Annotated in this window: 11 protein-coding genes; 6 read left to right on the top strand and 5 right to left on the bottom strand. The window is 71.1% G+C overall.

The window, feature by feature from the left end:
- Positions 1 to 609 precede the first annotated feature (609 nt).
- Positions 610 to 1,647, top strand: a complete 1,038-nt coding sequence (gene hemE / locus ACIBVQ_RS20585) for a uroporphyrinogen decarboxylase (protein WP_399179172.1) — start codon at positions 610 to 612, stop codon at positions 1,645 to 1,647.
- Positions 1,648 to 1,652: 5 nt separating this feature from the next.
- Here the strand turns inward: hemE and ACIBVQ_RS20580 are convergent, their stop codons facing one another.
- Entirely contained in the window at positions 1,653 to 2,606 is a 954-nt protein-coding gene (locus ACIBVQ_RS20580) for a DUF4349 domain-containing protein (protein WP_399179170.1), read from the bottom strand.
- Positions 2,607 to 2,738: 132 nt separating this feature from the next.
- On the opposite strand from ACIBVQ_RS20580, the gene hemG reads away from it, so the two are divergent.
- The 3 genes from hemG (at position 2,739) to ACIBVQ_RS20565 (ending at position 5,569) form a co-directional block, all read left to right on the top strand.
- Positions 2,739 to 4,178 (top strand): protoporphyrinogen oxidase, encoded by a 1,440-nt coding sequence (gene hemG, locus ACIBVQ_RS20575; RefSeq protein WP_362775528.1) that lies wholly within the window; start codon positions 2,739 to 2,741, stop codon positions 4,176 to 4,178.
- A 62-nt stretch (positions 4,179 to 4,240) separates the two neighbouring features.
- Positions 4,241 to 4,882 (top strand): hydrogen peroxide-dependent heme synthase, encoded by a 642-nt coding sequence (gene hemQ / locus ACIBVQ_RS20570; RefSeq protein ID WP_386190635.1) that lies wholly within the window; start codon positions 4,241 to 4,243, stop codon positions 4,880 to 4,882.
- Positions 4,883 to 4,945: 63 nt separating this feature from the next.
- Positions 4,946 to 5,569: a hypothetical protein gene (locus ACIBVQ_RS20565; protein ID WP_399179168.1), complete on the top strand. Its 624-nt coding sequence runs from the start codon at positions 4,946 to 4,948 to the stop codon at positions 5,567 to 5,569.
- A gap of 226 nt (positions 5,570 to 5,795) precedes the next feature.
- On the opposite strand, the gene msrB is transcribed toward ACIBVQ_RS20565, so the two are convergent.
- The gene (msrB, locus tag ACIBVQ_RS20560) at positions 5,796 to 6,197 is read right to left on the bottom strand and encodes a peptide-methionine (R)-S-oxide reductase MsrB (RefSeq protein ID WP_399179166.1); all 402 of its coding nucleotides are present in this window, start codon (positions 6,195 to 6,197) and stop codon (positions 5,796 to 5,798) included.
- A gap of 370 nt (positions 6,198 to 6,567) precedes the next feature.
- Between msrB and ligD the strand changes: the two genes are divergently transcribed.
- Positions 6,568 to 7,563 (top strand): non-homologous end-joining DNA ligase, encoded by a 996-nt coding sequence (gene ligD / locus ACIBVQ_RS20555; RefSeq protein ID WP_352011309.1) that lies wholly within the window; start codon positions 6,568 to 6,570, stop codon positions 7,561 to 7,563.
- A gap of 12 nt (positions 7,564 to 7,575) precedes the next feature.
- Here ligD and ACIBVQ_RS20550 read toward each other — a convergent pair whose 3' ends face one another.
- Positions 7,576 to 8,613, bottom strand: a complete 1,038-nt coding sequence (locus tag ACIBVQ_RS20550; protein ID WP_399179163.1) for an ATP-dependent DNA ligase — start codon at positions 8,611 to 8,613, stop codon at positions 7,576 to 7,578.
- A 41-nt stretch (positions 8,614 to 8,654) separates the two neighbouring features.
- Complete coding sequence (locus tag ACIBVQ_RS20545; RefSeq protein WP_352011311.1) at positions 8,655 to 9,377, bottom strand: dihydrofolate reductase family protein; 723 nt, start codon at positions 9,375 to 9,377, stop codon at positions 8,655 to 8,657.
- Positions 9,378 to 9,503: 126 nt separating this feature from the next.
- Here ACIBVQ_RS20545 and ACIBVQ_RS20540 point away from each other — a divergent pair, with 126 nt between their 5' ends.
- Entirely contained in the window at positions 9,504 to 9,893 is a 390-nt protein-coding gene (locus ACIBVQ_RS20540) for a hypothetical protein (protein ID WP_352011312.1), read from the top strand.
- A gap of 10 nt (positions 9,894 to 9,903) precedes the next feature.
- Here the strand turns inward: ACIBVQ_RS20540 and glgX are convergent, their stop codons facing one another.
- A complete protein-coding gene (gene glgX / locus ACIBVQ_RS20535; protein WP_352011313.1) occupies positions 9,904 to 12,021 on the bottom strand; it encodes a glycogen debranching protein GlgX in 2,118 nt (705 codons plus the stop codon).
- Positions 12,022 to 12,342: the final 321 nt, after the last annotated feature.

The raw sequence follows: 12,342 nt of genomic DNA, 5'->3' as shown, positions 1-12,342 counted from the left end.
GAACTGAACGCATGGGGACCACTGGGGTGTGTGTAGGAGCCATCGGGACCGATCAAGCCACTGCCGCCGCCCGGTGGGGGGCGGGCACGTCCGCGTAGTGGGGGAAGGCATGGGGGGGCTGCCCGGACACCCGCTCGTCGGCACAGGAAGCGCAGTGCTCACCGCGGTGCTCAGGTGAACTCCACATCGTGGACATCGCACAGGCCTTTCGTCGGGTCGTGGTCCGACGTTGGCACGTCGCGCCGACATTTCCGCGCAACGTGCTCGGCGTGTCCCGAAAGTGGTGCCGGAATGATGCCGCGCGGTGACTTGGCGAACATTTGGCTCAGCCGAGGGCTGGGCCAGGTTCGTCAATGGGAGGAACTGTACCCGGAAACATGATCGCTTCGCGCGGCCCGGAGCCTCCCGGGGCGCTCCGCTCCAGGATTCCAGCCGGTGGGGCGGCGGACGAAGCGCTCGAAACGGGTAGAACCCTATCGTCATCATGACTTGAAGCTGTCTGGGTGTTGTTAGGTGTGATCTCATTTAATAACCGGTGATTTCATACCCAGAACGACGCTCAGCAGCCGTGAAGAACGGACCGCGTCACCGGCATGGCACCCTGGTGGGGTGACTCCCGAGCTCGCCGACTCTCCGTTCCTGCGCGCATGCCGCCGCCAGCCCGTCTCCCGCACTCCCGTGTGGTTCATGCGGCAGGCCGGTCGTTCGCTGCCCGAGTACCGGGCGGTGCGCGGTGAGGTGCCCATGCTCACCGCCTGCGCGACCCCGGATCTGATCGTGGAGATCACCATGCAACCCGTGCGCCGCTACGGCGTCGACGCGGCGATCTTCTTCAGTGACATCGTGGTGCCGCTCAAGGCGATCGGGATCGACCTCGACATCAAGCCCGGCGTCGGCCCGGTCGTCGCGGAGCCGATCAGGGACGCCGCGGGGATCGGCAGGCTCCGCCCGCTCGAACCCGGAGACGTCTCCTACGTCACCGAGGCCGTCGGCGCCCTGACCGCCGAGCTGGGCTCGACCCCTCTCATCGGCTTCGCGGGCGCGCCGTTCACCCTGGCCTCGTACCTCATCGAGGGCGGCCCCTCCAAGAACCACGACCACACCAAGGCCATGATGTACGGCAGGCCCGACCTGTGGCACGCCCTGATGGAGCGGCTGACCGGCATCACCGTCGGCTTCCTGCGCGTCCAGGCGGACGCCGGGGCCTCGGCCGTACAGCTCTTCGACTCCTGGGTCGGCGCCGTGGCGCCCGACGACTACCGCGAGTTCGTCATGCCCTACACCACCCGGATCTTCGAGGAACTGGCCGACCTGGGCATCCCGCGCATCCACTTCGGCGTCGGCACCGGCGAGCTGCTCGGGCTGCTCGGCGAGGCCGGGGCGGACGTGGTCGGCGTCGACTGGCGGGTCCCGCTCGACGAGGCCGCCAGGCGCGTCGGGCCGGGCAGGGCGCTGCAGGGCAACCTCGACCCGGCGATCCTGCTGGCCCCGTGGGAGGTCGTCGAACGCAGGGCCGCCGACATCCTGGCGCGCGGCGCCAAGGCCGAGGGGCACGTCTTCAACCTCGGCCACGGCGTGCTGCCCTCGACCGATCCCGACCAGCTCGCCCGCCTGACGGACTTCGTCCACGAGGCCTCGACCCGCTGAGGCCGTCAGGTCTCCTCGGTCTCAGCCGGCCCGGAGACCCCGGCGGGCTCGGCGGGCTCGACCGGCTCCCGATCCGGTGCGGCGGGCGCGGACCCGCCCCTGAACAGGCGCCGCAGGAGGACCACGGCCAGCCCGACCAGGCCCAGTACGGCCAGCCAGGGCAGCAGCGCGCCCAGCACGACGAGGCCGATCCCGACGGCCGAGACGAGGGACCGCCAGCCGGAGCGCAGACCGCCGAGGAAACCGGGGGACTCCTCCTCCGGCTCCTCGACGGTGACCTCAGGACCGATCAGGTTCAGCGTCAGCGTCGCCATGCTCGTCTGCGAGGCGAGCGTCTTCTGCCGGGCCTGGAGGGATTCGAGGTCGGCCTCGCGTGCCGAGACCTCCCGCTCGACGTCCAGCACCTCACCGATCGTCTTGGCCTTCTTCATGAGGGAGCGCAGCGAGTCGAGCGCGGCCTGCGACGACCGCAGCCGGCTCTCCACGTCGGCGACCTGCTCGGTGACGTCCTCGGTGTTCTGCTGCAGGGACTCCCGTCTGCCCAGCTCCCCGCCCAGGCGCTGCAGTACCCCCGGGTAGGCCGAGGGCGGGACCTTGAAGGTCAGGCTGGTCGAGGCGCGGTCACCGTAGCCGGTGTCCGACTTCTCCGTGGACAGGTAGCCGCCCGCCGTGGTGACGATCCGCCGCGCCGTGTCGGCCGCGGCGACGACGTCCTTGGCGCGGACGGTCAGCTCGGCCGTGTAGATGATCACCCGATCCTGCGCGACCAGCTTCACCTGTTCGTCCCGCTTGGGTGCGGCCTCTTTCCTCGGCCGGGGGGACGACTCGGCCATCGCCGGTGCGGCCTGGTTCTCGGCGGAGCCACCCGAGTCCGGGATCGATCGCATGCTCTGTCCGGCGCAGGAGGACAGGGACAGCGCGATGGCCGTCACGCACACGCCGTACGCGAGTTTTCTCATGCCCCTGGAGACGGCCCCGGCGGCGGCGTGGTTTTGCCGGGGGGATCACGATGGCATCACGTTCCGGTACGGCCCGCCACGGGGCGGGGGGAGACACGCGGGCGGCCATGGCGGGAGGTACGGTCAGGAGTCATGGAAGGCAACCGGTGCCATGTGGTGGTCGTCGGCGGGGGGATCGCGGGTCTGGCGGCCGCGTGGTACCTCAGGCAGGGCGGTGAGGGCGTCCGGGTGACCGTGCTCGACGGCGCCCGGCGGATCGGCGGCAAGCTGTTCGCCTCCGAGGTCGCGGGTGTCCAGGTGGACGCCGGGGCGGAGGCCATGCTCGCGCGGCGCCCCGAGGGCAGGGCCCTGGCCGAGGACGTCGGCCTCGGCGGGGAGCTACGCGACCCCGCGACGACCCAGGCGGCCATCCTCAGCAGGGGCGCGCTGCGCGCCATGCCCGCGGGGCAGGTCATGGGCGTCCCCTCGGACCTGGCCGCGCTGGTCAGGTCGGGGGTGCTGAGCCCCGCCGGTCTCGCGCGTGTCCCACTGGATCGCGTCCTGCCCGCCACCCTCGTCACGACCGACGTCTCCGTCGCCTCCTACATCAGGGCCAGGATGGGCGAGGAGGTCGTCGAGCGGCTGGTCGAGCCGATGCTCGGCGGCGTCTACGCGGGCCGGGCCGAGCGCCTGTCGCTTGAGGCGACGATGCCCGGGATCGCCGCGGCGGCCAGGTCGGAGCGGTCACTGCTCACCGCCGCCCGCGAGATCGTCACCGGGGCGCGGAAGGAAGGGCCGGTCTTCACCACGCTGCACCGGGGCATGGGCTCCCTGCCCGCGGCCGTCGCCGAGGCCTCCGGCGCGGAGATCAGGACCGGTGTCACGGTCAGGGAGCTGCGCCGTACCGAGAGCGGCTGGCGTCTCGTCGCGGGGCCGGTGCCCGAGCCCGAGGTGATCGAGGCGGACGCCGTGGTCGTCGCGGTGCCCGCTCCGGCGGCCGGTCGCCTGCTCGCGGCCGAGGTGCCCGGGGCCGCGGCCGAGCTGGCCAGGATCGAGTACGCCAGCATGGCCGTCGTCACGCTCGCCTACCCCAGGGCGGCCTTCCCCGTACCGCCGACCGGCAGCGGTTACCTGGTCCCGCCCGTCGAGCGGCGCGCGGTCAAGGCCGCCACGTTCAGCTCGGTCAAGTGGCCGCACCTGGCCGAGGCAGACCCCGATCTGGTCATGCTGCGCTGCTCCGTCGGCCGCCTGGGCGAGGAGGCGCTGCTCCAGCGCGACGACGCCGATCTGGTCGCCCTGGCGGTGGAGGAGATGGCCGAGGTCGCCGGGGCGCGCGGGCTGCCCCGCGACTCCAGGGTGACCCGCTGGGGCGGCTCCCTGCCGCAGTACGACGTCGGCCACCTCGACCGGGTGGCCCGCATCCGCGCGGCCGTCGCCTCGCAGCCCGGCCTGGCCGTGTGCGGCGCCGCCTACGACGGCCTCGGCGTCCCCGCCTGCGTCGCGACCGCCCGTACCGCGGCGGCCCGGATTCTGGACCACCTGGATCCGGCGGGACAATGGCATGGGAAAGCTGATTCGCTGACGAAGGGGTGAGGACGACGGACGGGAACCCGCGGCCGAAGGCACGCGACCTGAACCAGGTGATCCGCTACACCATGTGGTCGGTCTTCCGGCTGCGCGAGCGCTGCCCGGCCAACCGCGAGGGCATGGCCGACGAGGTCGAGGACCTCCTGGCCCAGGTGGCGGAGAAGGACGTGGTCACCCGGGGTCTGTACGACGTCGCCGGGTTCCGCGCGGACGCCGACTTCATGTTCTGGTGGCACGCGCCGTCCGCCGACGATCTGCAGGAGACCTACTCCAGGTTCCGCCGCACCGAGCTGGGGCGGCTGGCCGAGCCCGTCTGGTCGGTCATGGCGCTGCACCGGCCCGCCGAGTTCAACAAGTCGCACATCCCGGCCTTCCTCGCCGAGGAGGAGCCACGCGGATACGTCTGCGTCTACCCGTTCGTCCGCTCCCTGGAGTGGTACCTCCTGGAGGACGCCGAGCGCCGTGCGATGCTGGCCGAGCACGGCAAGATGGCCCGGGAGTACCCCGACGTCAGGGCCAACACCGTCGCCTGTTTCGCGCTGAACGACTACGAGTGGATGCTCGCCTTCGAGGCCGACGAACTGCACCGCATCGTCGACCTCATGCGCACCCTGCGGGGCGCGCGGGCACGGCTGCACACCCGGGAGGAGATCCCCTTCTACACGGGCGTCCGCAAGCCGGCCGGAGAGCTGATCGCCGCGCTGCCGTAGCGGCGCCATGACACCGCCCCCGGGGGAGGCCCGGGGAGAACGACGCCGTCTGTGAGGCCGAGGATGGAAACGGGCGGGAACCGCCGCAGGAGGAGCCGGAGCTGGTCCCGTCTCCCGGGGACGCTCCGGGCGCTGGTCGGGGCGGCCGCATTGGTCGCGGCGCTGCTGGTGCTCGGCGGCTCGCTGCTGCGGCCGGGCGCGCGCACGCAGGAGCAGGAGATGGGGCGGGCGCTGGTGACCGCCCCCGTGGCGGCGCCCGCCGAGACGGAGGGCCCGGCGAAGGACCCTGGGAAGGCCACCGGGAAGGCCGCGGAGAAGGCCACGGCCGACAAGCCGCGTAAGGCGAAGAAGGGGCAGGAGGCCAAGGCCGGGGGGCTGTCCAAGCACACCGACAAGCAGGCGCTGGCCTACTTCGTCGAGCACAAGGCGACCAAGCGTCTGAAGGACATCCGGATCGTCGGCGGCTACCTGCGCATCTACACCGACCTTCCCGACTCCGCGAGCAACTCCAAGCAGGCCCTCAAGCTCTGCGAGACGGGTCGTGACTATCTCGTCGGGGAGGTCGGCGATCCGAACCCGGTGGTCTTCGTCCAGGCGAGGTTCGGCGAGAACGGCAACCCCGTCCTGGCGAACATCATCGGCTCCAAGGACCGTGACTGCCGCCTCACCTACCCCGAGCCGAAGTGACGACGGGTCATCTCACCCGGACCCTGGTCCTGCCGCAGATCCTGCAGCGCTGGGTGATCACCCGGCCAATGGTCTCGACGATCTCCCACCTGTGCCGGAGATGCACGGTTGCTCCCTGAGCAAGAACACGTTGCGGAGGCGGTAGCGTACTTTGAGTTATGGCGCCGTGCCGTGCCGGGCTCCCGCGCTCCCATGGGGGATCGCGTCGCGGGGCGCCGGGCGCCGGTTATTCGGCGGGTTCGAGCCGCAGGGACACGGAGTTGATGCAGTAACGGTCGTCGGTCGGGGTGCCGTAGCCCTCGCCGTGGAAGACGTGACCGAGGTGGGAGTCGCAGGTCGCGCACCGGACCTCGACCCGGACCATGCCCAGCGAGAGGTCCTCGATCAGGGTCACCGCCTCCGACTGCGACGGCTCGTAGAAGCTGGGCCAGCCGCAGTGGCTGTCGAACTTGGTGTCCGAGCGGAACAACTCGGCCCCGCAGGCCCGGCAGCTGTAGACGCCCTCGGTCTTGGTGTCGACGTACTCACCGGTGAAGGGGCGCTCGGCGCCCGCTTGGCGGAGCACGTGGAACTCCTCGGGAGAGAGCTGGACGCGCCATTCGGCGTCGCTCTTGACCACCTTTTCCATCCCTCAAGCCTATGCGCTCCCGGCGGTGTCCCCGGGTGGTTCCCGCCGTACACCCGGGAGGAAAAAATCTTGGAGGCGAAGCATCCATTTATGCCGGTTTTGGCGTCTTTAGAGATGTGGGGGGTATTTCGCCTTCCTGCTGAAGGGTGAGATCGTCCGCCCGGTCGTCCGAGGATCAACAGGACGGCCGAAGAACGCCGCCGGCCGGGTGACGCGCCAGCGCTCGGACCGGAGAGCAGGCGGACGGTCACGTGGTCCGTCCCGTCGAGTACGCGGTCCCGCCGCCGCGGCGGCTCCGGGACGGACCCGCCCCACGACCCGTCGTGTGGGAGCGGGCCCCTGAAGGCTCACAAGGGGTACGGTCGGACGTATGCCGTCGCCGTACATCGAACTCACTGTCGAAGACAGGGTGATCAAGGTCACCAATCCCGACAAGGTCTACTTCCCCGAGATCGGGGTGACCAAGCGGGAGCTCGTCGAGTACTACGTGAGCGTGGGCGAGGGGGCGCTGCGCGCCCTCCGCGACCGTCCCACCCACCTCAGGCGCTACCCGGACGGGGTCGAGGGGGAGGAGATCTACCAGAAGCGGATGCCCGTCAAGCGACCCGACTGGGTGCGCACGGCCACGGTCCGCTTCCCCAGCGGGCGCACCGCCGACGCGCTGTGCGTGACCGAGGTCGCCTCCCTGGCCTACTGCGCCAACCTGGGCACCATCGACTTCCACCCCTGGCAGGTGCGCTCCGGTGACACCGAGCACCCCGACGAACTGCGCGTCGACGTCGACCCGCAACCGGGAACGGGCTTCGCGCAGGCGCGGCAGGTGGCCTTCACGGTCCGCGACATCCTCCAGGAGCTCGGCGTGACCGGCTTCGCCAAGACCTCGGGCGGCCGGGGCGTCCACGTGGCCGTGCGCATCGAGCCGCGCTGGGACTTCGTCCAGGTGCGCCACGCGGGCATCGCCCTCGCCCGCGAGGTCGAGCGCCGGGTGCCCCACCTGGCCACCACCGCCTGGTGGAAGGAGGAGCGGGGCGAGCGGATCTTCATCGACTACAACCAGAACGCCCGCGACCGGACCCTGGCCGCCGCCTACTCGGTGCGGGCCAGGCCGAACGCCCCGGTCTCGGCCCCGCTCACCTGGGAGGAGCTGGCCGACGCGGACCCGCGCGACTTCGACATCCGTACGGTTCCGGCCCGCTTCGCCAAGCTGGGCGACGTGCACGCCGCGATCGACGACCAGGCCTTCTCGATCGAGCCACTGCTCGAATGGTACGAACGCGACGGCGCGCAGGACCTGCCCTATCCCCCCAACTACCCCAAGATGCCCGGCGAGCCGAAGCGGGTGCAGCCGAGCAAGGCGCGAGACTGATCCACCGGCCCCTCAGCGGGCCAGGATGTCGTCCAGGTCGTAGGAGACAGGCTGTTCGAGCTGCTCGAACGTGCACGACTCCGGGGTCCGGTCGGGGCGCCAGCGGCGGAAGTGGGCGGTGTGCCGGAAACGCGTGCCCTCCATGTGGTCGTAGGCGACCTCGATCACCAGCTCGGGCCGCAGCGGCACGAACGACAGGTCCTTGGTCGCGCTCCACTTGGAGATCGCCCCGGGCAGGGACTCGGCGCTCCACGGGTGACCGTCCTGGCTCACGTACGGCGCCAGCTCCTCGACCAGCTCCGCCCTGCGCTTCATCGGGAAGGAGGCCGCGACGCCGACGTGCCTCAGGGCGCCCTCGGCGTCGTAGAGGCCGAGCAGCAGGGAGCCGACCACCGGCCCCGACTTGTGCTCGCGGTAGCCCGCGACCACGGCGTCCGCCGTGCGCTCGTGCCTGACCTTGAACATCGCCCTCTTGTCCGGCTGGTACGGCAGGCCGCCGGGCTTGGCCACGATGCCGTCGAGCCCGGCGCCCTCGAACGTCTCGAACCACTCGGCCGCCCGCTCCTGCGAGGTGGTCACCGGTGTCAGCCGTATGCTCCGGCCCGCGTCGTCGAAGATTGACTCAAGGCGTGCCCTGCGCTCGGCGAAGGGGACCTCCATGAGGGACTCGTCGCCGAGGGCAAGCAGGTCGAAGGCGACGAACGAGGCGGGCGTCTGCTCGGCCAGCAGTCTCACCCGGGAGGCCGCGGGGTGGATGCGCTGCTGCAGGGCCTCGAAGTCGAGCGCCTGGCCGCCGCGGATGACGATCTCCCCGTCCACCACCACCCGCTCGGGCAGCTCCGCCCGCACCGCCTCCACCAGCTCGGGGAAGTAGCGCGTGAACGGCCGTTCGTTGCGGCTGCCGAGGTAGACCTCGTCGCCGTCGCGGAAGACGACGCACCGGTAGCCGTCCCACTTCGGCTCGTAGAGCATGGTGCCGTCCTGCGGCGGCAGGGACTTGACGGCCTTGGCCAGCATCGGTGCGACCGGGGGCCGCAGCGGCAGGTTCATGTCACTCCTCGTCGTCTGTTCGTCGGGCTAGCCTGACCTTTCTACCGGAGAGGACGGACATACCTGGTGAACAGGAAACCGTCCTCCTCCAGGACGTGGGCCAGGTCCAGCCGGACCGACGCCGGAAGGCCGTTGAGGATGCGCGCCGCGGGGCCGCCGGTCAGCATCGGGCTCACCGTCAGGCACAGCTCGTCGACCAGGTCGGCCTCGGCGAGCTGGGCGTTGACCTTGGGGCCGCCCTCGCACAGCACCCGCCCCAGGCCGCGTGAGGCCAGCTCGGCCAGCGCCGCGGCCAGGTCGATCCGGTCGCCACCGGCCACGATCACCTCGGCCACCTCGGCCGTCTCCGCACGCCGCCGCGCGGGAGCCGCCTCACAGGTGACCACGATCGTCCTGGCGTACGGCTCGGCCTCGGTGAACAGCGGGCTTTCGAGGTCCAGGTCGAGCAGCCGGGTGAGCACGGCCACCGGCGGCGCCGCAGGACGCCCCGCACGCAGGTGACGCCACGACTCCCGGGGCCTGGCGGGGCCGTACCCCTCGGCCCTGACCGTCGTGGCGCCGGCCAGGACGACGTCGGCCTGCCCGCGCAGCACCCCGAAGATCCGCCGGTCGCCACGGCCCGACAATCCGCCGGACAGCCCGTCGAGCCAGGCGGCCCCGTCGGCGCTGGCCACCATGTTGAGCCGGACGCACCGTTCGCGGGGGTAGGCGTAGAGCCGGGCGAGATCGACCTCGTCGGAGGCGGCCGGGTGGATGAGACGCATCCTCCTACCTTGGCACAGGAGACCGTACGGCCCTCCCGTGAGAACGTTCGGTAACGGATTCGACACTTCCGGTGAAATCGGGGCGAGTGGCGTTACATGATGCGGCAAAAGAGACGGGGAGGCAGTGTGGGGCTGGCCGCGATCGTGACGTGGTTGATCACCGCGATGTTCGGCGTCCGCCTGTTGCGGCTGTGGCTGCTCCACGGCGGGCCACGCAGCCAGGCGGCGAAGGTCACCCGCTTCCCCGCCGCGCTGCTCTTCGCCCACCCGATGCTCGCCATGTCGGCCCTGAGCTGCTGGGGCGCCTACCTGGTCACCGACCGCCGGGTGCTGGCCTGGCTGGCGTTCGGGGCGCTCGCGCTGACGGCCCTGCTCGGCTTCACCATGTCCACCCGCTGGCTCGGCGGCGGCCGTCACGCGCGCGGCGCCGGCCAGCGCCCGCCGGTCCTCACGATCCTGCTGCACCTTCTCGCCGGGCTGACCACCTTCGTCCTCATCCTGCTGACCAGGCCCTAGCGAGGCGCCGTCAGGGGCGTCGGCAGCGCAGGATCCTGATCGAGCGGGAGGTCACCGGGACGTGGGCGTCGGCGGGCCAGGGCCCCTCGTGGGCGGCCTCGTCGCCGCCCTCCCGCGCGGTGTCCAGCACGGACAGCCAGCGCGCGCCGTACCTGGCGCCGGGGACGGTGAAGGTCAGGTCCTCGTGGTGGCCGTTGATCAGCAGCAGGAACGAGTCGTCCACGATCGGCTCGCCACGCGGGCCGGGTTCGGTGATGGCCGCGCCGTTCAGGAAGACCGCCAGCGACTTGGCGTAGCCGGTGTGCCAGTCGGCGGCCGACATCTCCTCGCCCGAGGGGGTCAGCCAGACGATGTCGCGGGTGCCGTCCTCGGCCTTGCGGCCGTGGAAGAACCGGCGCCGCCGGAAGACGGGGTGCTCGCGCCGCAGCTCGGACAGCCCCCTGACGAAGTCCAGCAGCTCCTTGTCGGTCCCGGCCGGGGACCAGTCGATCCAGGAGATCTCGTTGTCCTGGCAGTAGGCGTTGTTGTTGCCGCCCTGGCTCCTGCCGAACTCGTCGCCGGCCAGCAACATCGGCACGCCCTGCGAGACGAACAGGGTGGTCAGCAGGTTGCGGCGCTGACGGCGGCGCAGGGAGGTGATCTCCGGGTCGTCGACCGGACCCTCGGCGCCGCAGTTCCACGAGCGGTTGTCGTCGGTGCCGTCCCGGTTGTCCTCCCCGTTGGCCTCGTTGTGCTTACGGTCGTAGGAGACCAGGTCGGTGAGGGGGAACCCGTCGTGGCAGGTGACGAAGTTGATGGAGGCGACGGGACGGCGCCCCGAGGTGGCGTACAGGTCGGCCGAACCGGTCAGCCGCGAGGCCAGCTCAGGCAGCGCCGAGCCGTTGCCGCGCCAGAAGTCGCGCACGCTGTCGCGGTACTTGCCGTTCCACTCGGTCCACAGCGGCGGGAAGTTGCCGACCTGGTAGCCGCCGGGCCCCACGTCCCACGGCTCGGCGATCAGCTTCGCCTGGGAGATGACCGGGTCCTGCTGGATCAGGTCGAAGAAGGCGCTCAGCCGGTCCACGTCGTGCAGCTCCCGGGCCAGGGCGGAGGCCAGGTCGAACCGGAAGCCGTCCACGTGCATCTCCAGGACCCAGTAGCGCAGCGAGTCCATGATGAGCTGCAGCGCGTGCGGGGAGCGGACGTTGAGGGAGTTGCCGCAGCCGGTGTAGTCGAGGTAGTAGCGCCGGTCTCCGTCGTGCAGCCGGTAGTAGGCCGCGTTGTCGATGCCGCGAAAACCCAGCGTCGGCCCCATGTGGTCGCCCTCGGCCGTGTGGTTGTAGACCACGTCGAGGATGACCTCGATCCCGGCGTCGTGCAGCGCCCGCACCATCGCCTTGAACTCCAGCACCTGCTCGCCGCGCTGCCCCGAGCTCGAATAGGCGGCGTGCGGGGCCAGGTAGGCGATCGTGTTGTAGCCCCAGTAGTTCGTCAGCCCGCGGGCGACCATCGCGTGCTCGGGCACGAACTGGTGCACCGGCATCAGCTCGACCGCGGTGACGCCCAGGGCCAGCAGGTGGTCGATGACCGCCGGGTGCGCCAGCCCCGCGTAGGTGCCGCGCTGCTCGGGCGGCACCGCGGGGTGGCGCATGGTGAGCCCCCGCACATGCGCCTCGTAGATCACGGTCTGGTGGTACGGCGTGCGCGGCGGCCGGTCGTTCCCCCAGTCGAAGAACGGGTTGACCACCACGTTCTTCGGCATGAAGGGGGCGCTGTCGTCGTCGTTCCTGCTGGCCGGGTCGGTGAAGGGGTAGGAGAACAGCGACTCGTTCCACCTCAGTTCGCCCTCGACCGCCTTGGCGTAGGGGTCAAGCAGCAGCTTGGCGGGGTTGCAGCGGTGGCCGCGCGAGGGGTCGTGGGGGCCGTGCACGCGGTAGCCGTACCGCTGGCCGGGGGCGACCCCGGGGAAGTAGCCGTGCCAGACGAAACCATCCACCTCGGGCAGGTCGACGCGCTCCTCACGGCCGTCGTCGTCGAACAGGCACAACTCGACGCGTTCGGCGACCTCGGAGAACACCGAGAAGCCGGTGCCCGCGCCGTCCCACGTGCCGCCCAGGGGGTAAGGCTCTCCCGGCCAGATCTCGCGCATTCGGCCCTCAATCTCCCTCAGCTAGCCCTCGTGCGCACAGGTGCCGTCGCCTTCCTCACCCTGGTCCGGGGGACACGAAACGAGGGGGCGGGAGCTCACAAGGTGTGCGGACTTTCCTCTGACGGTCTCGGCGGTCTCGGCCGGACGGTGGCCGTGAAAGAGGGACGGCCCGCCCGGCTGAATGGGGGTCGCCTGAGTGTACGCGCCCGGGGTCACCGGGTGGAACGCCTGGCCGCAAGGCTTTAACCTGCGCTTTTCCCGCCTCGCGGGGATGGGACGCAGGTCTCCCGGCCGCGCCGCTGAGGCGGGCGCGGCCGGAAG

The organism is Streptosporangium sp. NPDC049376, from assembly GCF_044466505.1.
In the GTDB taxonomy this organism is placed as follows: domain Bacteria; phylum Actinomycetota; class Actinomycetes; order Streptosporangiales; family Streptosporangiaceae; genus Streptosporangium.
The sequence above is the reverse complement of the archived record's forward strand: the minus strand, read 5'-3'. Positions and strand labels throughout refer to the sequence as shown.

What these genes read in the sequence shown, in the direction of transcription:
- ACIBVQ_RS20580 (WP_399179170.1), bottom strand. Translation starts at nt 2,606, where the DNA reads ATGAGAAAACTCGCGTACGGCGTGTGCGTGACGGCCATCGCGCTGTCC.
- ACIBVQ_RS20545 (WP_352011311.1), bottom strand. Translation starts at nt 9,377, where the DNA reads ATGCGTCTCATCCACCCGGCCGCCTCCGACGAGGTCGATCTCGCCCGG.
- ACIBVQ_RS20550 (WP_399179163.1), bottom strand. Translation starts at nt 8,613, where the DNA reads ATGAACCTGCCGCTGCGGCCCCCGGTCGCACCGATGCTGGCCAAGGCC.
- ACIBVQ_RS20565 (WP_399179168.1), top strand. Translation starts at nt 4,946, where the DNA reads ATGGAAACGGGCGGGAACCGCCGCAGGAGGAGCCGGAGCTGGTCCCGT.
- msrB (WP_399179166.1), bottom strand. Translation starts at nt 6,197, where the DNA reads ATGGAAAAGGTGGTCAAGAGCGACGCCGAATGGCGCGTCCAGCTCTCT.
- glgX (WP_352011313.1), bottom strand. Translation starts at nt 12,021, where the DNA reads ATGCGCGAGATCTGGCCGGGAGAGCCTTACCCCCTGGGCGGCACGTGG.
- ligD (WP_352011309.1), top strand. Translation starts at nt 6,568, where the DNA reads ATGCCGTCGCCGTACATCGAACTCACTGTCGAAGACAGGGTGATCAAG.
- hemG (WP_362775528.1), top strand. Translation starts at nt 2,739, where the DNA reads ATGGAAGGCAACCGGTGCCATGTGGTGGTCGTCGGCGGGGGGATCGCG.
- hemQ (WP_386190635.1), top strand. Translation starts at nt 4,241, where the DNA reads ATGTGGTCGGTCTTCCGGCTGCGCGAGCGCTGCCCGGCCAACCGCGAG.